Annotated in this window: 16 protein-coding genes and 2 pseudogenes; 8 read left to right on the top strand and 10 right to left on the bottom strand. The window is 54.7% G+C overall.

Translation table 11 applies throughout. The features are described 5' to 3' along the window. Positions 1-211 (top strand): annotated as a pseudogene (locus TRIHO_RS24050) (hypothetical protein); the annotation flags it as partial. A 174-nt stretch (positions 212-385) separates the two neighbouring features. Here the strand turns inward: TRIHO_RS24050 and TRIHO_RS08530 are convergent. Next, on the bottom strand, positions 386-1,018 hold the full coding sequence (locus TRIHO_RS08530; RefSeq protein WP_068242026.1) for a tyrosine-type recombinase/integrase: 633 nt from the start codon (positions 1,016-1,018) through the stop codon (positions 386-388). A 133-nt stretch (positions 1,019-1,151) separates the two neighbouring features. Beyond that, the gene (locus TRIHO_RS08525; RefSeq protein WP_068242012.1) at positions 1,152-2,048 is read right to left on the bottom strand and encodes a LysR family transcriptional regulator; all 897 of its coding nucleotides are present in this window, start codon (positions 2,046-2,048) and stop codon (positions 1,152-1,154) included. A gap of 100 nt (positions 2,049-2,148) precedes the next feature. Between TRIHO_RS08525 and TRIHO_RS08520 the strand changes: the two genes are divergently transcribed. Next, a complete protein-coding gene (locus TRIHO_RS08520; RefSeq protein ID WP_068242011.1) occupies positions 2,149-2,967 on the top strand; it encodes an SDR family oxidoreductase in 819 nt (272 codons plus the stop codon). Positions 2,968-3,177: 210 nt separating this feature from the next. On the opposite strand, the gene TRIHO_RS23695 is transcribed toward TRIHO_RS08520, so the two are convergent. Together TRIHO_RS23695 and TRIHO_RS08510 are read right to left on the bottom strand one after the other, a co-directional pair. Beyond that, positions 3,178-4,011, bottom strand: coding sequence for an HNH endonuclease (locus tag TRIHO_RS23695; RefSeq protein WP_131811190.1), 834 nt, complete (start codon positions 4,009-4,011; stop codon positions 3,178-3,180). A gap of 4 nt (positions 4,012-4,015) precedes the next feature. Next, entirely contained in the window at positions 4,016-5,716 is a 1,701-nt protein-coding gene (locus TRIHO_RS08510) for an AAA family ATPase (RefSeq protein ID WP_082705076.1), read from the bottom strand. A gap of 414 nt (positions 5,717-6,130) precedes the next feature. Between TRIHO_RS08510 and TRIHO_RS08505 the strand changes: the two genes are divergently transcribed. The 3 genes from TRIHO_RS08505 to TRIHO_RS08495 all read left to right on the top strand — a co-directional run bounded on the left by TRIHO_RS08505 (position 6,131) and on the right by TRIHO_RS08495 (position 8,817). Further along, complete coding sequence (locus TRIHO_RS08505; protein ID WP_082705075.1) at positions 6,131-6,610, top strand: GNAT family N-acetyltransferase; 480 nt, start codon at positions 6,131-6,133, stop codon at positions 6,608-6,610. A 550-nt stretch (positions 6,611-7,160) separates the two neighbouring features. After that, entirely contained in the window at positions 7,161-8,288 is a 1,128-nt protein-coding gene (locus TRIHO_RS08500; RefSeq protein WP_068242006.1) for a DUF3500 domain-containing protein, read from the top strand. Continuing rightward, on the top strand, positions 8,281-8,817 hold the full coding sequence (locus TRIHO_RS08495) for a hypothetical protein (RefSeq protein WP_131811189.1): 537 nt from the start codon (positions 8,281-8,283) through the stop codon (positions 8,815-8,817). Before TRIHO_RS08500 ends, TRIHO_RS08495 begins: the two co-directional genes overlap by 8 nt. Positions 8,818-9,838: 1,021 nt before the next feature. Here TRIHO_RS08495 and TRIHO_RS08490 read toward each other — a convergent pair. After that, the gene (locus TRIHO_RS08490) at positions 9,839-10,411 is read right to left on the bottom strand and encodes a hypothetical protein (RefSeq protein WP_068242003.1); all 573 of its coding nucleotides are present in this window, start codon (positions 10,409-10,411) and stop codon (positions 9,839-9,841) included. A 393-nt stretch (positions 10,412-10,804) separates the two neighbouring features. On the opposite strand from TRIHO_RS08490, the gene TRIHO_RS23690 reads away from it, so the two are divergent. After that, positions 10,805-11,170 carry a hypothetical protein gene (locus TRIHO_RS23690; RefSeq protein ID WP_131811188.1) on the top strand — a complete coding sequence of 122 codons (366 nt, stop codon included), beginning with the start codon at positions 10,805-10,807 and terminating at the stop codon, positions 11,168-11,170. 208 nt (positions 11,171-11,378) lie between these two features. Here the strand turns inward: TRIHO_RS23690 and TRIHO_RS08485 are convergent, their stop codons facing one another. Further along, positions 11,379-11,732 carry a hypothetical protein gene (locus tag TRIHO_RS08485; RefSeq protein WP_068242001.1) on the bottom strand — a complete coding sequence of 118 codons (354 nt, stop codon included), beginning with the start codon at positions 11,730-11,732 and terminating at the stop codon, positions 11,379-11,381. 538 nt (positions 11,733-12,270) lie between these two features. On the opposite strand from TRIHO_RS08485, the pseudogene TRIHO_RS24415 reads away from it, so the two are divergent. After that, positions 12,271-12,426 (top strand): annotated as a pseudogene (locus TRIHO_RS24415) (phage integrase central domain-containing protein); the annotation flags it as partial. An 87-nt stretch (positions 12,427-12,513) separates the two neighbouring features. Here TRIHO_RS24415 and TRIHO_RS08480 read toward each other — a convergent pair. The 4 genes from TRIHO_RS08480 to TRIHO_RS08465 form a co-directional block, all read right to left on the bottom strand. Then, positions 12,514-13,800 (bottom strand): MFS transporter, encoded by a 1,287-nt coding sequence (locus tag TRIHO_RS08480; protein WP_068241999.1) that lies wholly within the window; start codon positions 13,798-13,800, stop codon positions 12,514-12,516. Between the two features lie 247 nt (positions 13,801-14,047). After that, entirely contained in the window at positions 14,048-15,088 is a 1,041-nt protein-coding gene (locus TRIHO_RS08475; RefSeq protein ID WP_068241997.1) for an SDR family NAD(P)-dependent oxidoreductase, read from the bottom strand. Between the two features lie 29 nt (positions 15,089-15,117). Then, positions 15,118-16,536: a hypothetical protein gene (locus TRIHO_RS08470; RefSeq protein ID WP_068241995.1), complete on the bottom strand. Its 1,419-nt coding sequence runs from the start codon at positions 16,534-16,536 to the stop codon at positions 15,118-15,120. 354 nt (positions 16,537-16,890) lie between these two features. Beyond that, on the bottom strand, positions 16,891-17,637 hold the full coding sequence (locus TRIHO_RS08465) for a class I SAM-dependent methyltransferase (RefSeq protein WP_068241994.1): 747 nt from the start codon (positions 17,635-17,637) through the stop codon (positions 16,891-16,893). 121 nt (positions 17,638-17,758) lie between these two features. Between TRIHO_RS08465 and TRIHO_RS08460 the strand changes: the two genes are divergently transcribed. After that, positions 17,759-18,880, top strand: a complete 1,122-nt coding sequence (locus TRIHO_RS08460; protein WP_068241992.1) for an ABC transporter substrate-binding protein — start codon at positions 17,759-17,761, stop codon at positions 18,878-18,880.

Below are 18,880 nucleotides of genomic sequence, written 5' to 3'. Positions count from 1 at the left end.
GGATGCTCGCGAAATGCGGGCGAAGAATGGGAAAAGCTTCACCGTCCGATGGTTTGCCCTTGCAGCGCTGAATGAGTGGTTCTCGGAAACCGAGTTTGTCGAATTTCGACTGCGTGTTGCAGCAAGCAACAGCATTGCAAAGAACCTGTACTTGTCGGCAGGGTTCACTCCGACAGGCACCAACATGCGAAGAGCGATAGAACGCGCGTAGCACTGTGCGCGCCTTGTCAGGGCGCCAGCGTCCGCTCCGTCTGCACGCCCGACCTTGGGCCTCCGAACCATGCTGCTCGATGCCCTGAATGACTGTTTCGGGGTAGCCACACCGCAGCGTTGACCCTTCTGGCGAATGTCCGGAGAGGGCCGTCTCTGAAGACGGCCCAAACGTTCAAATTTCGATGGCTTCCGCGATAGCGAGGGCGTCTTCCAACTCAACGCCAAGATAGCGCACCGTGCTGTCCATCTTGGTATGTCCCAACAGCAGTTGGACCGCCCGCAAGTTGCCAGTCTTCTTGTAGATCTGTGTGACTTTTGTGCGCCTCATAGAGTGGGTGCCGTAAGCAGTCAATTCCAGTCCAATCGATGAAACCCAGTCCCGCACAATCCGGGCATATTGGCGGGTTGAGATGTGTAACCGCTCGTGAAACCGACCCGGCCAGAGGAACTCAGACCCAACCATCAATGGATCTTCCATCCATTTCGCGAGTGAGGCTCTCGTCCCTTCGGAAATCTCGAAGCGCACGGGTTTCTGGGTTTTGCTTTGCAACACTGACGCCCGCTCTTTGATCTGGCTGGACGCCATGACATCGACCACTTTCATTTTCACCAGATCACAGCCGCGCAGCTTGCTATCGATGGCAAGGTTGAACAGCGCCAGATCGCGGTGGTTCTCAGCAAGCTCAAGTCGAACCCTGATCGCCCAGACATGCTTTGGCTTCAATGGGCGTTTCTGACCGACAATGCGGCCCTTGTTCCAGGCGGGGCGAAGCGCGCGAATGGCAGGTAAGTTTGGTGTTTCCATGACTGATCCTCCGATCCGCCAATCCCTCCCACATCGACAACCCAACGTTGACCGAACCAGCATATCACAGGATGCTGCAACGCATCCGAGGTCCTCTTCGAGCCCTTCATAGACATTACAGCCTAAGCACCGATCATGCTGAGGTGTCCTGTCGCAAGAGATCGAGGAAAAGCGTGACTGCGCGGGGCGGATGGCGTCGGCTTGAATAGAAGGCGTGATAGCCGGGGAACGATGACGACCAGTCTGCGAGGACCTCGGCAAGTCGCCCGTCCTCCAGGAAGGGCGCGGCAATGTCTTCCAGCATGTAGGCCAGTCCCATACCCGCACAAGCCGCCGCCACGAGCGCGTCACCGTCGTTGACGACAATCGATGGCGTGACCTTCACCGTCTCGGTGTGGCCATTCTTTTCGAATGACCACGGCGACAGGGAGCCGCCTGCGTTTCGAAAGCCGATGCAGCGATGTCGGGATACTTCGCGCGGGGTGCCTGGAGACGTGAAGGCATCAAGATACTGGGGAGCCCCTACGACGACAGTGCGCAAGGGCGGTCCCACCGGGACGGAGATCATGTCCATCTCCAGATGGTCGCGCATCCGTATCCCGATATCGAACCGCTCAGCGACGATATCGACGTATCTGTCGTCGACGCTCAGTTCGCCGTCGATTCCGGGATGAGCGCCAATCAGACGGGAAAAGGCAGGCCAGACGAGCGTATCTGCGGCGTGTTTGCCGCAAGTCACTCGGAGCCGTCCCCCCGGTTCCTCGCGCAGTCGTTCGAGCTCCGCGAGTTTCGCGTCAAGCTCCGTGAGGTTCGGAACAAGCGTGGTAAGCAATTGCTCGCCCGCCGCCGTCGCTGTCAGGCTGCGCGTGGAACGAGACAGCAACCTTATGCCCAGCTCACCTTCAAGACGCTTGACCGTCTGACTGACGGCGGACTGGGTCACCCCCAGACTGCGCGCCGCCGCGGTAAAGCTGCGCGCCTCTGCCACGCGGCTGAAAATGATAAGATCGGAGAATCTGCGGGGGTCCATTCATTAGAATGACTACTGATCGCAACAATTTTCAAGCATCTAATCAGGGGATACAAAGATCATCTAGTATGTGAGCAGTAAATCAAAAGGAGTTGAGACAATGACGGACAAGGTATGGTTCATCACCGGCGCCGCGAAAGGGCTGGGGTATTTCATCGCCAGGGACGCGTTGCGCGCAGGCGACAAGGTCGTGGCAACCAGTCGAACCGTGGAGGGACTTGCCGAACGCCTTTCGGCGCCGAAGGGCAATCTGATCGTATTGCCGCTCGACGTGACCGACGCCGATGTCATTTCAAAAGCCAATGACGCCGCCATCGAGGCCTTCGGGCGAATAGACGTGCTGGTCAACAACGCCGGTCGCGCGCAGCTCGGGTGGTTCGAGACGATCCGGGACGAGGACGTGCGTCGGCAGTTCGAGATCAATCTGTTCGGGGCAATGAACGTGGCGCGTGCGGTGCTGCCGACGATGCGTCTTCAGCGTTCGGGTCTTGTGGTGACCATCTCTTCCGTGAATGGCTTGGTCGCCAACCCCGGTGGGTCGATCTATTCGGCATCCAAGTTTGCGCTCGAAGGGTGGATCGAAGGCCTTGCCGAAGAGATCGCGCCGCTCGGCATCGGTTCCCTGATCGTCGAGCCGGGGATGATGAGAACGAACTTTCTGGACCCATCTACCGCGCGGCAGGGCGATTTGGAAATCGAGGATTATGCCGAGGCGGCTTCCGCTTTCCGGACCTTCATTTCCCAGGCGAACGGTGCCCAGGAGAACGACCCTGAGGATCTTGCCGCGCGGATCGTCGCTGAATCATCCTCAGATGATCCTGTCCGACGGCTGCTGTTCGGCGCAGACGCCCATGAGTGGGCCGGTGTGAAATGCCGACAGCTGGCGACTGAAATCGAAGCTTCAAACGCGCTTATGTGATAGCAAGCATGGGTCGCTTCGTCCGCTCTCAGCCCAAAGCGGACGCGATTCTCCGATCCTTTGTCTGTGCAGAATCCATAGTCCGGGCGGATAGTAGACATTTGCTGCCGTTGCGAGATCAAATGGTGCTGGTGATAAAAGCGGACCTTTGTAGTTCACCTTGCACAGATATAGGAAAGCCCCAGCGCTATCTGCGGGTAGAAGAAAAGATTATTCTGGCAAAGGTTTAACTTCGGTGAGCCGGAGATCGTGCAAGTAGTCGATAGCATGACTATTCTTTAGAAGGCCTCGGAAAAACGCCGTGTCCCAGCTATTTTTTCCGGTTGTCGCTTTGGCTTTCCGGAGCTCTTCCTGAAGGGCCTTATGCGTAGACTTGGTGGTTTTCTTCGAATGTTTGATGGTCAACTTTAGCAGAATTGGGAGCGTAGCCCATCTATTATCCATTGAACGGTGAAATTGCTCGCCCAACACATGGTTAAGATGAAAATCCACAATTTTTTGTCTGTCAGACGGCAGCTTTTTGTTTGGTGTAGGTCTGAATCGTACCGCCTCAAAGGGGGCAATGAACTCAATGTGCCAAATCGCTTTGTCCGCCCAATCATCAAAGTAGGGGTGGATAAAGCGCTGCGGCTTTTTGCCTTTAACGTGACTTCCCTTTACGCCTGAGTTGCAGTGAGTGCAGGAAGGTACCAAATTGGCTCTCATTATTGAGAATTCTGGGTATACAGTTCTGGGGAGATAGTGGTCAACGTCACCCGTCGTACTCGAACCGCAGACGGGGCAAGAGAGAAGGTTCCTCGTTGCGCGAATTCGCTTGATTGGACCCCCCGATTTTCGACTGTCGTATAGTTTGTATTGATGGTCAGAAAAGGGCTTAGAAAACAGGACGGGCGATAGCGACCAAGGATCACCCTTTGACTGATAATATTTGACGTATGCCTTTATCCAATCAGGTTGTTCTTTTGTCCAGCCATTTTTTTTGCAAGCCGACTTTACCACTTGAAAGTCGTCCCGGGCCGACGTCGGGTGCGGTAGATATTTCATTTTTCTAGTCTTTTTCGGTAGTTTCGTTCAGAGAGCGAGCAATAAAAGAAAGGCTTTCCGAATTAAGATGTTCTCCGAACTCTTCTATGATGCCATCTAACCCGATATCTGGTTCGACCGACTTCGCCCAATCAACAAGAACTTTTTGAAAATGGTGCTGTTCATTTGTGTCTCCGAACGCAAATTGTGAGATCGTATCGATGCTCGCACCGAAAGTCTGCATTCTCGGGGTATCGAAAGAAAGTATACCATCTTTCAAGCTAAGGACTTTGACGTTCTCTCGTGAAGCTTCGCGGACGATGTATGCTGAATGCGTCGCAATAATTGCAATAGACTTGGTTGCTTCTAACAATGAATACAGGACTTCAATCAGGTCCGAAACGTATTTGGGGTGTAGGTGGGTTTCTGGTTCATCCAACAACAAAAGGCTACCTGTCTCGATAGCTGCGATCGATTGTGCCGTAAAGCGTAACATCGCAACCTCGCCACTACTCAATTCTCGCGGCACCTTTGCCTCATCCATCACGGTTGGAGTGCCCTTCCATTCGATTTGTTGATAAGCGGCCAGCGTGTTCTGCTCGTTAAGCGTGCGCTTGACTGGCAAATAACTGTTACCCTCGATCTCAATGACGCCGGGCAAATCATCTTTTTCTTGGCGTTTTCGAAGTGGAAGGCATAACCTTTTTAGGCCGATCCCGGTGAGAACGTCGAACAGGATGTCCAGTCGTTCTCTTTCTTCACCATCGCTAAAGCTAATGTCGTTGGCTTCAAATCTCAAAGCAACTAAAGATTCAAGCAATGTCTCGGACCCGTCGTTCGTTGAAGTATTTAACGGAAAATAGTCGTAATCTATGCCTTCCCAAGCTCCGATGCGACGAGGGAATGGGTCTGTCGGGACCGAGGAGAAAACCAACGCTCTATGAATATTCGTCGGTCGGGTAAAGCGAGGTATGGTCTTTTGATCGGCTGCGCCACTACTGTTGATTAAGCCATCAACCATAGATTTCAAAAACTGTGTCTTACCGGTTCCGTTCTGGCCAACCAAAACAGCAATTCGATCTCGAAACACCGGTTTAGTTGTAAAGTCAAAGCCAACAGCAATCTCATTTTCTGAATTCGGCAGCTTTGTTACAAACTCAAGCTCCTGTGCGCTGTCTTCCACGGCAGGGCGGGGATGCGGAGTGAAATGTCTCGCTCCTCGCCGAAGTGCTGAATACGCTCCTCCGTAACGCAGCACGCCGATAGAGAATTCTTCGCCGTATGTGAGGTGGATCAATGCTTCCTGATTACCTTCAAGCCGCAAAACCACTGCATCATTGAGCCTGCGTAGGGCTGAAATTCCTTGGTCGAAGCCCAGTATATTGATCATCTGACCATACATTTCTTCCTCTGGGAGCAAAGAAACGAACGGCGTTTTCACTTTCCGAATAGGGAAAATCTCACCGAAATCTTCGATGTAATGTTTCAAGGCTATTTCGCTTCGGTCATGCCCTTCGAACATAATTCGAATGTGGGCGGAAAATAATTCAGAACTCCCCTCGACGATGTAAAGTTTCGCAAAATACCCCCGGCCGAAGTCGTTCCAGTTGTTCGTGTCCGGGATGATAGCAACGACTGGAGATTTGAAACGCTTAGCAAAGACAATGGCTTTGCTTTTTGCAACAAACACTGGCTGATTGCCTTTCGCAGGAATTCTTTCAGGCATATTTCGTTCTTCTATTGTGGACTAAAGCAGCGCCTTGGTAAGGTGATGGGGTTGTAACCTACAGGGACCCAGGGGTCACTTAAGTTTTTAATGTAGCGTGTTTCTCCAAGCACCGTCCTCGAACCGCAATGCAGTCTTGGACCCTGACAAATACTGCGTTTCATAGCCGAGGTCCGGTTCGGATAAGCTGCGGTGCGGCGATATACAGTACGGTCAAAGTCCGCTTTGGGCCGCGAGCGACGCCGCACGAGGGGCGACCAGGCGCTTGGCCTTGCGGCGCAGTGAAGGTCGGGCACGAGCGCTTTCACGACATCTGCGTCGAACTTGTACATAGAGCCTAAGGCACGTAGTTAGGTTTACGCGACGAATGCTGCTCTCTGCAGCACGTTCATTTGGCAGGAGATTGGCACCAAGATGGTTGAGCTACGGAAAATGAGGTCTGACGAGTTTCCGGGCTATGTTGACTATTTTGTTCCGGATTATGCTGCGGAAATCTCCACAAATTATGACGTTGACAGCCCGACAGCTACAGAACAAGCCGCGCAGGCGATTACTGATAGCTTTGAACAGGGCGTCGAGACAATGGGTCAGGTTCTGCTGTGCATCGTCGCAAAACGGGACGACGCGGACACCCCTATCGGGTATCTTTGGTGCCAGCCGAACGCGGAAAACCAAACAGTGTTCATCAGCGACTTCTGCATTTTGCCGCCATATCGGGGGAAAGGGTTTTCTCGCCTTGCCCTGGCAGCGCTGAATGAGTGGTTCTCGGAAACCGAGTTTGTCGAATTTCGACTGCGTGTTGCAGCAAGCAACAGCATTGCAAAGAACCTGTACTTGTCGGCAGGGTTCACTCCGACAGGCACCAACATGCGAAGAGCGATAGAACGCGCGTAGCACTATGCGCGCCTTGTCAGGGCGCCAGCGTCCGCTCCGTCCGCACTCCCGACCTTGGGCCTCCGAACCATGCTGCTCGATGCCCTGAATGACTGTTTCGGGGTAGCCACACCGCATCGTTGACCCTTCTGGCGAATGTCCGGAGAGGGCTGGAAGCGCGGGGTGGGGCGTTACACATGCCCCTGGGACCTATGTCCGCTCTCAGCCCAAAGTGACCATTGCGGAGGGAGGTTGGCTCTGGTTGCCGCACATGCACAAATCACGTATCGACTTCCCGGAAGCGGACATTCAAGCTGTCAAATGCGGCTTTTTGCCCTCAATGTCGGCTGTGAGCCCTCATTACCGCGTTTCCGCATCGCGGCGAATGTCTGCTATCATGCTGAAGGAAAAATAGTTCAAGAACCATATGGGTTTTGACCGGGATTTTTGATAGCGAAGAACTGTACCATTTTCAGTCGTTTCAAAACGAACGTTTCTGCTTTGGTCACGAGGGTTGCCGAGTCCGGTCTCCGGTTTATTTAACAAAATGACGACTTGGAGATCTGCACCCATGCGCCGCATCATTCCCGGACTTCTCATCTGCACCGTTCAGGCTGCAAGCGCTCAAACCCAGCAGGGCGGGTCCGGCGCGCCCCCCGGCGGGCCCGGCGGCGCGCTGCCGGAAAAGTACCGCAACGAAAACATCGATATCGGCAGCGTATCAGTCGAGGCAGCGCAGCAGGCCTGCGGACAGGAGGGCCATGTGCGCCTCGTCTGCCTGGCAGACGGACTGAAGGGGATGGTGACGTCCGACGTGCTGGCCGAGCTGCAGCTTCCTTACTCCGTCGAGGACGCCCGGAAATGGAGCAACTTTCCCCCGATGGGCTACCGCGACCGCGTCGGTCCGACGCTCGGCGACTTCGACGCGGCGCAACTGGGCTATGTCAAGACGATGCTGATGGAGGTTCTCAGTATGGTCAGGGACGAGGGCTACGACGAGGTCGAGCAAATCCTGAACGCCGACGACTTCCTCTTTCAGGAGACCGGTGAGGCGGGCTTCTCGTCCAGCAACTTCCAGGTCGCCTTCCTTGGCGAACCGTCCGGGACGGGAACCTGGGAGTTCCAGTTCGGCGGCCACCACACCTCCGTCGCAGCTACCTTTGTGGACGGAGAACTTGCTGGTGCAACGCCTTCGTTCCGCGGGGTCGAGCCCTTCGGGCCGTTCGAGATGAACGGACGGACGAACGATCCGATGTCGCAGGAGCAGGCCGCCTTCGCCGCCATGCTTGGCGCCCTCACACCGGAAGAGCGGGACACGGCGACGCTTTCGCAGACCTTCACCGACGTGGTCGTCGGGCCGCAGAAAGACGGCAACTTCCCCACCGAGAAGGAGGGCGTCCGGGTCGGCGACCTGACCGGAGATCAGCAGTCACTGGTCCTCGCGGCGATCGCAACCTATGTACGGGATGTCAGCGCCAACGACGCGGACGCGATCATGGACGGCTATGAGGCCGACCTGTCCGAGACCTTCGTGTCCTTCTCGGGGTCGACCATGGTGGACGAAGAAAACGACTACGTCCGCATCGACGGGCCTTCGGTCTGGATCGAGTTTTCAATGCAGCCCGGCCGTTCGCTGCCGGGGGTCCATCCGCACTCCATCTGGCGGGATCGCGCGACAGATTACGGCGGCAATGAATAAGGTGCGGCTGCTGGCGGTCGGCCTCTTGGCCGCGCTGGCCGCAGCGGAACCTGCGGTCGCTCATCCGATGCCCGACACCGAGATCACGGTCGATGCCGCGCCGGGCCGCCTTACACTCACCATCCGCGTCGCGCTGTCGGACCTCGACCTCGCAATGCCCGAAGCATCTTTCACAGACGCCGAGGCGCTGACGCTGGCCGAGGCGGAAGCTGTCGGCGCGTATTTCGGAGCGCATGTGAAGCTTCTCTCGGCGGACGGCAACTCGCTCCCCGTCGCTCTCGACCAGGTCCGGCTGCTGCGCGAGGATGACCCGGACGTCGGCGCGTACGAGGAGGTCGAGGTGACGGCGTCGGTTCTAGCCGACCCCAGCCAGACCCTGACGTTGGTCTACGACGCGGTCCTGCATCAGATTGCCAACCACCGCGCCGTCGTGCGGGCCTCGGACGGAACCCCTCTCGGCGTCATCCGCTTCGATCTGGCGACGAAGCGCGCAAACCCTTTGGCCTTGCAGTTCCCCAAGACCGATTGACGCAGGTGCATTCTACTGCGGGTTTGCGTTGAGCCATAAACGACCGTTTGTTGAACTTTGGCCAAACCGGACTTTTGCGCATCTGCAGCGAAGGTCCTAAAGGTCCCGCTCAGCCGACCTTGACCTCCGGTTTCAGTCCCGGTTTGGTGCGCTGGCGCGGCGAACGGCGGCAGTGAGCCCAAGAGTGTCGTATGCTGCATCCGTCCTAAATGTCTGCTCTCCAGAAAATCCTCGCGGGCCGCGTTCTCAAACATTACCGTTCCAGCTTTGCGGAGGTCTTTAGCTCAGCCCTTGTCACGCCCTTGCGCCCCACCTAGGTTGGCAGAGCTCTTTCGTGGCTTGAACGAGACCAGCAACAATGCGCTGTGATGGCAACACTGGAATTCAGAGGTAGGTCACACCGAGTTTCACGCACGCTGGTTGACAACAAAATGGTTTGATTGATGTTTGAATTCTTCCGAAAATTAACAGCTTTGTTCCTCCCCCCGAGGTATGATCCTAAGAACCCTCCGCTAGGAATGGAGGCAACGGATCTAGACTTAGTGAACCGGACAAACGCCGAGAACGAGCGGATCGAAGACAGAAATTGGCGTGATACACATCGGCGCTAGGAGAGTGAAGAATCCTTAGCCGGAATTCATTGACGCGTTCGGCATATTCCAATTCAGAAGCCGACTTTGGCGCAGCCGCGGCGAAAGCTCACTTCGTCCCGCTTATCGGTCGTAGGCCCCGAAAAACTTCGCTCTGCACCGCCGCAAGTCCGCTTCGAGCCCAACAAGACGGGTTCCGCGATTCATACGAATGTCCGGTCTTCAGCCGACGGACAAAAACGTGACAAAATCAAACTGAGTTTCGCCAAGGGTTTGTGGCACAAGATTTTTCAATGGTTCTGGTGAAACAGTGGCCAGTGACAAAAACGACCGTTTTTGACCCATGGGTTTTGGCAGGAGGTTATTGTCCGGTGTTGAGATATTGAGGTTGGTAAAATGGATAAGGCTTATGAAACATCTTCTCCAAAAGGCTAACGTGAAAGAGCATCGGCTTGCAGCAGTTCACAATGGCTTGACCAAATCCTGTTGACGCGTTCCGCCGTATAAACTCGTCCCGTTCGGGGTGCGAACTCAGAGTAAATCTCCACGATTGTAGCGCCATCCGCGTCCGTCAAATCCCAGTAAATGGAACCCTTTTTTCTGTCTTGAGGTCCAACTGCGGCACTTTCAGCACTAAAAAATGGATCAGTTAACATTTCCTCCTCGACGCGATTTGGCGGAAACAGCCGGAATAGGGCGAAAGCAATTCGTTCCTCTGGTTCTACCACGGTAGACACCGTCAACACTTCATTTTCCTTCAAAACCGAGCTGAGCTTTTCACGACTTACAACGGTTCTGTTCACGATGTTGCTTAGAATTCTGCTATGATTTTCGACATCAGCAAGCGCCTGAAAAACGTTATCCAGAGGCGCGTCGAGCTTGCATTCAAACCTCGAAATAATCTTTTCAGGTGAAACTTCGATTTCGCCAGATTGTTGAGCCAGAATGGTTGAAGGAAGTGATAAAAGTAAGCCGAACAACAGTGTGTTTCTCATAAAATCCATTTTCAATTTCCTAACTGAAGATTTTCTCATTGAGGCTAACCCATTTTAGGCGATTTACAACTTTTGGCGACTGCGAGGTCTTAAAATGGGCGATCTTTTCGAAGCTGATGTTCCTTTAACGCTCACTTCTACTGTGCTAACGAAATGGTCAAAACTTGTACGTTTTTGTCACCGGCGATAATCACCGTTTTTGACAGGAACCACAAGCGGCCATTCGCGCGGCCGCGGCGAAGGCGCACTTTGTCCCGCTCAGCCGACCTTGATCTCCGGTTTCAGTCCCGGTTTGGTGCGCTGGCGCGGCGAACGGCTGCAGTGAGCCCGAGGTTGACCGATGTTGCACCATGCTCCAATGTCCGCTTCAGGGATATCAGGATGTATGGGATAGGTTCCTAAATGAGACGTTGTACGATACTCGTAAGTTTCTTATTGCCCGTCGCGCTGCCCGTTTCCGCACAAGATGTAAAATGGCAATTGGTTGATACGGGAGTGTTGTCTCATTCGTCTCACGGTGGGGGAATAGAGATGCGCATCCAACCTGATCCAGTTCCCAACGGATTGTTCGGTAGTGAAAACGTGGATGATCTCCTTTTGGCGCTTTGCAATTACTATGCGCCATCTGTCATTCCATTCGTACAGCAACAAACGGGTATCGAAGATCCAAACTTCATTGCTGTACGCGTCGTTTCAGGGGATGTGGTCGGGCGCTATGTCTTGGAAACCTATGCAATTTCTGACGGGAAATGTGGAGAGGCTCTATAACTGGTTTGCGATTGTAAAGCCGCCATTGGCGCAGGCGCAGCGAAATGGCGCTTCGTCCCGCAGTGCTGCCGCCCAAGCCCAGAAAATCGCCGTACCTTGCATCAATGACCGCTTTTCACGCGGCATCGCAGCGGTAGAGGGCTACGTTCTCAGGTCGAAATGCGGACTTTGCAAGGTACACAAACTGCGCAGAGCTGCCGTCCGCACATCACACAACACCGGTTAATGTGGACTCGTGCTCATCAACGATGCGCATCATCTCGCGGGCCTCGAAGTGCTTGAAGCGGGACCAGCGCAGGTTGTCGAAGGGCTCGCCTTTGTCGTCCGTGCCTGCAGGGAAAATGCTGCGGGACGTGGGGGTGCCCAGGTCTTCGGATTTGCGTTCTACGACGGTGTGCAGATCGTCAAGCCGCTCAATGAACATGAGGAAGGTCAGCTGTTCGATCACACGGTGCGCGGGTTGGAGGCCTCGGCAGACCAGGATGCGTTCCAGATCTGGTCGATCAGACTTTGGATAGTGCCTGAAATCAATGGGGGTCCGCTGCAAAGTCGGCGCAATCATAAGTCTTGCGTTCGCATGTGCAACACGCATACCGTCAGGGCGAAGTGGGAGAGGCTGTTACTCCCTCCCTTTCGCGGGACAGATTTAGATCTGGTTTTGCGCCCGGCAGTACATTCTCAGTTCAGCGTTAGCTGGCATCGAACCCGAGGCAAAATCCCTATGTGGGGTACACTTCGGGGTACATGGAATAACCACATTTATTTTTCGACATCATTACAATCAATTAAACCTCAAATGCGGAGCCGTGTGGAGCACCATTTCATCACATTAAGCGTTTGATATGTCTGGTATTTCTGGCGCCTGTGCGCCGTGTCCCCCTTTGGCGTGTCTCTGTGTCGTCAACATCCATCAGGCTCGTAATCAAGCGTCTTGTCGCGGGGGCGTGTCCGTCGCGCTCCACGACCAAAGCGCGGGCTTGCCGCGCAGCATCATCTGCGTTGCGATGCAAGCGCTCGTACGTTCGCCCGTGCATATCTTTGGGTTTGGCCTGCGGTAGGTCAAAAAACCCACCGTGCCAACCTAGGCGCGCCGGTATCCCATCAACCAGATTTCCGCAGGGGATGTCCTCGTCCCGCTGAGGCAGATGGATGCGAAGGGGCGCAACGAATTCGCGTGTTGCGTAAGGTCAGCCGCTGGCCGGATCTTTCGCTATGCCATTGCGCAGGGCTTCACCGACAATGGTCCGCCCTTCGATTTCAAGGATGCGCTGCCACGGAAACCTGTCAAGCACCGCTCTGCCCTCAGCGCTCGCGAAAAGATCGGCGGGGTGATGCGCGCGATTTCAGGCTTTGTCGGCCAGTCGTCTGATCAACACCAAGGCCAGCATCACGGCAATCAACAGAAACACCGCGCCGACGCTCCATGCGACAGGTGTCGAGACGGCTTCAGCGATGGCTCCCGCCAACACCAGACCCAATGCGGCCCCCAACTGTTGTATCAGCGACCTCAGAGAGAGCAGGGTCGACCGCTGACGGTCCTCTACACAGCGATGCAGAATGCTGCTGGCTGGCGTCTCTGAGATGCCAAGGATCACGGAATACAGGATAAATACTGTCACAAAGCCGATGATGCCGCCCTGCAATGCCAATGCGATCTGAACGGCTGCCAAACATGCAAAGCTCGCCGCCAACGTCAGGGCGTGCCGCCGCCTGAAGATCCGGCTGATGTGTGGCGACAGAGATGCACCGAGAGCGATTGAGAAGAAATAGCTCGCCGTCACGATCCCGATGACAGTGTTTGCATAGCCCTCGGTCAACATGGGTCTTGCATAGGTCGGCCAGATCACCTCGACAGGGTTGGTTGCCATCAGGAAAAACGCCAACGCTGCCAATAGGATCGACAGGGCCGGATGTTTCAGCGCCAGAAGGCTCGCGTCTTTTATCACCGTTGGGACTTTGGCGAAGCCACGCACCAGAGCCGAGACATGTACGGGGCGCGGTGTTTCGACAATGGCCAACATCGTGAAGGCAAACACGCCCAACATCACACAGAAGCTCGCCAGGTAAGACACGTCATAGCTGCTGAACCCAAGGTCCTTCGCGCCCGCGCCCAAGAGGTCCGGCAGAAGCCCGCCCAAAACGGCCCCGATGGCCAGGCCGATGGCATTGGCCCATTGCGCTTTGGCCAGTGCGGGCTGGACATCCACATCGGGCGCGATGGCCCTGAAGGTTTCGACAAACCAGGCATCAAGCGTGCCAGACCTGAGCGCGCGTCCGAAACCGATGAAAGCGAATGAGAGCGCCAGAACGTAAAACTCACGCGTCGACAGAAACAGCGCCAGTGAAATCAAGCTGGCGACAACCGCAGTCAAAAAGACCGGCTTGCGGCCAATACTGTCGGCGAGGCCACCAAACGGCAGCTCCATCGCCATCGTCGTGAGCGCATAGATCCCGAAGAGAAGCGAGATCTGAAAAAGGTCCATACCCCGATCCGTCAAGGCCAGAGCAACAACGGCGACGGTCAACCCCATCGCAAAACGGTCAAGGAACTGGTGGAACTGGAACACCCGAATGTGCCGTCGCGCAGGCTCACTCAGTGTTGCGAAAGAGAACTCGATTTCGGTTGCCATCTTAGCAGCATCGTCGTTGCTGTCGGCTTGCACAATACATTAGCGGCATCAAAAGGACGCTCGCTGTCTTTGATCGGATATCAGATCCCAAGCACCAGGATCAGGAGGTCCGCGTAGCGATCCAAGATAGTTTTATACGAGCAACAATCCTAGATTCGTGCGCGCGCTTGGAGCTGTCTGAGACCTCCCCAAGCGCCTGGGTCAATTCGGCGCCCTGGTCACGCGGGTCAACCGCTAGGTGTTTATGCTATCTCTCGAATAGCAACTCCGGCAAGTTTTTAGCCAAATCGCCGCGATCGACTTGATCTGTATACCACTGAATAGTCTCACGAAGCCCGTCTTCGAAGGATACCTCAGGGGACCAGCCGAGCCAGTCTTGTTGGGCCATTGTGCTTGCCGCTCTGGCATGCACTCCTTCTGGTTTCGAGGTGTCAAAAAAGAAACCCTTTGAGGGGGTGTGCCCCACAATCTCGCACGCCAATCTTGCAGCATCCGCGATTGTGGTTATTTCATTTGTTCCGATGTTCACCGCACGACAATCGTTGATCTTCATTGTGGCCAGCATCAAGCCATTGACGACGTCTGAAACGTAAGTGAAGTTCCGGTCCTGCTTCCCGCTGCCCCAAACCTCGAATGGATCCATACCCAAAACTGCTTTTGCGATGAAGGCGATAATGGCGTGGCTCTCGTTTTCCCGCGGGCCGTACACAGTGAACAGTCGGCAGGAGACGCCCTTGAGCCCGAATTGCTTTCCGTAGGCCGAAAGGGCCATTTCGCCCATCAGTTTGGCCCAGCCATATTCGCCATCCGCTAAGGCCGCTCCCTTGATAAACGGATTCGCCATTTCCTCGGACAGATAGCGTTCTTGCATTTCTGTATCGGATACTTGCAGGTTCGTCGGGTAAACGCAGGCCGAACTTGTGTAGCTGAAATGATCGACGCTGTTGTGATGCGAGGCACGCAACATATTCCCGTCGATGACCAAGTTTTGCGAGATTTCAGCGGGATGGGTCTCGATAAACCCTCGCCCGCCGTGGATGTTGGCGAGATGAAAGACAATATCCTGTCCGCTTGTCACCTCTTTGCAGACGGTGTATTCGCGCAAATCCTCTTCGAAAAACGTAATCTGATCCTGGATAAGGGACAGGTTTTCTTTTCGGCCACTAGACAGATCGTCCACCACGCTGACCCGCGCACCGGCATCCACTAGGCTTTCACACAGATGACTGCCGATAAATGATGCACCGCCGGTCACCAGAACTGACTTCCCCGAGTAATAGTCCTTCATCACTTCTTCCTCTTTCCGTCTCTCAGAAATCAATTCTCGTTTGTCTTCGGGTTCGATTTTGCAGCGTAGATTGCCCTAATGTTCTCAAGCGTTATGTCAACGTCGGCGCACGACAATCGCAATTCCACTTCTTTTTGATTGCCGTCAAAGTGGTGTGATACATCAAGGCGCGACAGAGCTTTGCCCCGCTGCGATATAGTTACGGTATCGAGGCACTGTCCAGTCGTGCTCCAAACCGAAGCTTCGACCTTTCCGTTTTCCTGCTTCTCCGTACACTTGAAAAATATCTCTATACTGGAAAGCCGCTGGTCCCTTTTTTGGGTTAGGAGCATGCAGCCCTTCAACAAATATCCGGCGCGCCCAATGTTGCGAATTGCGCCAGTCGAGGTCACGCCGCCCACATCTGTAGGGCATAGCGCCGGAGGAATTGACAGTGTGACTGGTTCTATCGGGTCGAAATTCAGCGTTGGTAGGATTGGTCCTGAACTCGCAAAAAGCTCGGGCAGTGTCGATGCATCAAGTTTGACCAGAATGTCGGCGAATTTCTGATCGAAATACCAGTCTCTTTCGGACAGGGCTAGTCCAAGGAAGATTGCGCCGTCGTATTCGAAAAAGCTTGTTGGATCGGTAATCATGTAACCCTGATCCTTCAGGCCGATTGTATTGGAGGAGATCTTAACATCCAGATTCCAGTCTGCATCCAATCGCCACATAAAAATGTCATGTCGAAAATTTCGCACCGTGAGGTGACCAAAGCCATACACGCACCCATCTTCAGCAACGACCCCATTTGAACCACCTCTGAACATTGAAAATTTCTGGTGAGGCGGGAAAATGTCGAGCTGGGTTTGTTGGGTTGCAACTACCTTGGTTGATCCATCTTCGCCTATTTCGATAACTTTCAATGGGTCAAAACCAAAAACTACAAATAGCTTGCCGTCTTTCAGGAACGGTTGCCAGTTTTTTCCCAGCGGCATTCCAGCGACGTCTTCAATGTCGAAGCTGATCTGATCTGGTAACTTGAGAATTCGGTAGAAGGATTTTTGCTGGTCGCCGTCCCGCCGCATGAGTTGGAAGACATAGGCGGTTTCTCCATCGGAGACGACTCTTGGGTCGGTTCCGTGCCCTAGGTTCCGTTGGTCTTGCGCCTGCAATGCGCCATCGACCCAATTGTAGACCGTCAGTGTATTGTTCGAATCTTGTAGCTTACCTTTGGTATATCCTTCAGTCGGCAGGAGAACAAAATTTCTGTGAACCGAATGAACCTGCCCCTGAAGGGTGAAGTAGCAGCGGAAGATATCCACCCAATCACCAAGCCGACGTTCAGAAAATGTGTTGAATACCACCGGCGACAAGCCCAAATCCTGGGGCGTTTTCTGACTTGTCGGATTTTGGCGGGCTATCAATTTCTTCGACAGGTCTTGGGCCGTTCTGAACAGCTTTCTCAAACGAATTCTCCAACGCATCTTGTATCGTCGGATGATGCTACAATCCGTACCGTGCCAGGAATTTTGGCCGACGACGCATCACCATGTGTGAACTTCGTAGATCAGTTTAGTGGTTTGGCTCACCTTGGCCAATAGTCGAAGAACGAAACAATTCAGCTATGGTTATTCGGGCACTTATGTCGCGGTAGCCGTTTGCTCCGGTTAATCTGGTGCAGTTGCGGGCTGTTTGGAGGGCTTGAAACGCGGTCCCGCGAAAGTGGCATTCGTTTGCGCCGATCCACCTGAGACAATACCTCAAGCAGACAACGTGCTCAAAATAGGTTTTGCGACGCATCACATCGTCCTCCCGAACGCCTAAGAGGTGGCGCTGATGGCGTAGCGGTGTTCGCTCCGGCGCAAGAGGGACTTTTTCCAGCCCAAAGTCTTGGCCTGTGCGGTGTGGATTGCCCGGAGATCGGGATCGACGCGAATGTTTGTGAACCCGGCTTCTTTGAGCAGCTCGACGACCACCTCAGCCCGTGCGCCGCTGGAAAAATGTACCCTCGACAGGATTGAGCTGTGTTGTTCCATATTTCGGTTTGCAGGCGGCGGAGACAGGCGTGACATGAAGCGGGCCAGCCATCCCTTGCTGACAAAATCACCGTCGATCAGCAACAGTTTCCCACCCGGAGCCAACACCCGGTGCCAGGCGGCAAATGAGGCTGCGGGATCCACCAAAGTCCAGACCAAATGCCGGGTTACGACGACGTCCATGCTCCCCTCTGGCAACATCGGCCGTTCGGCATCCGCTTGCAGAAAGGTGACGCCAGGCAGTTTCGCACGTGCCCGTTCCAGCATCGGCTCGGACCAGTCCAGGCCAGTAACCTCAAAGTCCAGACGCTGGCAAAGCCGGGAAATTTCCCCGGTGCCGGACGCCAAATCCAGTAGCCGTCGACCCTTTGCCGCACCAAGGTGGCGCTGAAAGAGCGCCTCCCATGCGGCCATTTCGGCACCGTCACCAATTCGGTGGCCGGGGTCATTGTCAAAAGTCGCGGCCCGCTCTGACCAATATTCACGGATCTCTTCTCGCAGGGTGTGGTTGGACAGGATCTGTTCAGTCATGGGGACTCCGGGTTGGTTTCCACGGCTTTGCGTTTGCCGACAAGTTTTGTCAAGATTTACTGTTGACTGAAACACTCGGAATTACTACGGCTGCTGCTGTCTTGAACCAAAGGATCACATCATGACCCTTCGCCCCTTTCTCAGTGCCGCAGCGCTGAGCCTTTTCGCAGCCAGCCTCGTGCAAGCCGATCCCATCACCCTGACCGACATCGCCGGTCGTGAGGTCACGGTCGACGCACCGGTGGACCGCGTGATCCTGGGCGAAGGACGGCAGATCTTCTTTGCCGCCGTTCTGGACGGTGAAAACCCGTTCGAACGGGTGGTCGGTTGGCGTGACGATTTTCGTCAGGCGTCGCCTGAGAGCTACGCCATATATGCCGAAAAATTCCCGCAACTGGCCGATATCCCGACTTTCGGCGGGTTTAAGGATGGCACGTTCGATATCGAACAGGCGGTGTCCCTGCAGCCCGACGTTCTGATCATGAACCTCGAGGCAAAGGCCGCGACCGAGGAAGCGGGCTACGAGGACAAACTTGCTAAGGTTGGCATTCCGATCGTCTATGTGGACTTCCGTGAAAAGCCTTTTGAACATACCTCGAAATCGATGGAGATCATCGGTGAGCTGTTTGGAAAAGAAGATCGTGCGTCAGAGTTCAACGCCTTTTATGAAGCCCAAATTTCCCGCGTCACCGACGTGATTGCCGCGCACCCGGAGTTGGGAAAACCCCTGGTCTTCGTCGAACGGGCAGGTGGTTATTCCGAAGATTGCTGCATGTCCTTCGGCGACGGCAACTTTGGTCGCTTCGTGCAACTCGCGGGTGGTGAGAATATGGGATCCGAGTTTATCCCGGGCACCTTTGGCACCGTCAATGCCGAACAGGTGATTGCATCGAACCCGGATCAGATCGTCGTCACCGGCGGCAATTGGGAGGCCTATGTGCCCGGCGGTAAATGGATCGGCGTCGGACCCGGCTCTGACATCACCGTTGCCACCGACAAACTTGCGGCGCTGATGGAGCGTCCTGCCTTCACTGGCGTCAAAGCGGTTGAGGACGGCAATGTCCACGCGATCTGGCACCAGTTCTACAATAGCCCCTATAGCTTTGTTGCTGTGCAGAAACTGGCGACATGGCTGCACCCGGAGCTCTTCACGGATCTCGACCCAGAGGCGACGCTTAAAGAACTGCACGAACGTTTCCTGCCGGTGGACTACCACCCCGGATATTGGGTCACGCTGAAGTAA

This window comes from Tritonibacter horizontis (assembly GCF_001518015.1).
Taxonomy (GTDB): domain Bacteria; phylum Pseudomonadota; class Alphaproteobacteria; order Rhodobacterales; family Rhodobacteraceae; genus Epibacterium; species Epibacterium horizontis.
Note: the sequence above shows the minus strand (reverse complement) of the source record. Positions and strands in the feature narration are given on the sequence as shown.

Excerpts from the sequence above, each read along its gene's own strand:
- TRIHO_RS08460 (WP_068241992.1), top strand. The coding sequence starts at position 17,759 with ATGACCCTTCGCCCCTTTCTCAGTGCCGCAGCGCTGAGCCTTTTCGCA.
- TRIHO_RS08465 (WP_068241994.1), bottom strand. The coding sequence starts at position 17,637 with ATGACTGAACAGATCCTGTCCAACCACACCCTGCGAGAAGAGATCCGT.
- TRIHO_RS08495 (WP_131811189.1), top strand. The coding sequence starts at position 8,281 with ATGAATAAGGTGCGGCTGCTGGCGGTCGGCCTCTTGGCCGCGCTGGCC.
- TRIHO_RS08500 (WP_068242006.1), top strand. The coding sequence starts at position 7,161 with ATGCGCCGCATCATTCCCGGACTTCTCATCTGCACCGTTCAGGCTGCA.
- TRIHO_RS08505 (WP_082705075.1), top strand. The coding sequence starts at position 6,131 with ATGGTTGAGCTACGGAAAATGAGGTCTGACGAGTTTCCGGGCTATGTT.
- TRIHO_RS08475 (WP_068241997.1), bottom strand. The coding sequence starts at position 15,088 with ATGAAGGACTATTACTCGGGGAAGTCAGTTCTGGTGACCGGCGGTGCA.
- TRIHO_RS08485 (WP_068242001.1), bottom strand. The coding sequence starts at position 11,732 with ATGATTGCGCCGACTTTGCAGCGGACCCCCATTGATTTCAGGCACTAT.
- TRIHO_RS08530 (WP_068242026.1), bottom strand. The coding sequence starts at position 1,018 with ATGGAAACACCAAACTTACCTGCCATTCGCGCGCTTCGCCCCGCCTGG.
- TRIHO_RS08480 (WP_068241999.1), bottom strand. The coding sequence starts at position 13,800 with ATGGCAACCGAAATCGAGTTCTCTTTCGCAACACTGAGTGAGCCTGCG.
- TRIHO_RS08490 (WP_068242003.1), bottom strand. The coding sequence starts at position 10,411 with ATGGATTTTATGAGAAACACACTGTTGTTCGGCTTACTTTTATCACTT.
- TRIHO_RS23690 (WP_131811188.1), top strand. The coding sequence starts at position 10,805 with ATGAGACGTTGTACGATACTCGTAAGTTTCTTATTGCCCGTCGCGCTG.
- TRIHO_RS08520 (WP_068242011.1), top strand. The coding sequence starts at position 2,149 with ATGACGGACAAGGTATGGTTCATCACCGGCGCCGCGAAAGGGCTGGGG.
- TRIHO_RS08525 (WP_068242012.1), bottom strand. The coding sequence starts at position 2,048 with ATGGACCCCCGCAGATTCTCCGATCTTATCATTTTCAGCCGCGTGGCA.
- TRIHO_RS23695 (WP_131811190.1), bottom strand. The coding sequence starts at position 4,011 with ATGAAATATCTACCGCACCCGACGTCGGCCCGGGACGACTTTCAAGTG.
- TRIHO_RS08510 (WP_082705076.1), bottom strand. The coding sequence starts at position 5,716 with ATGCCTGAAAGAATTCCTGCGAAAGGCAATCAGCCAGTGTTTGTTGCA.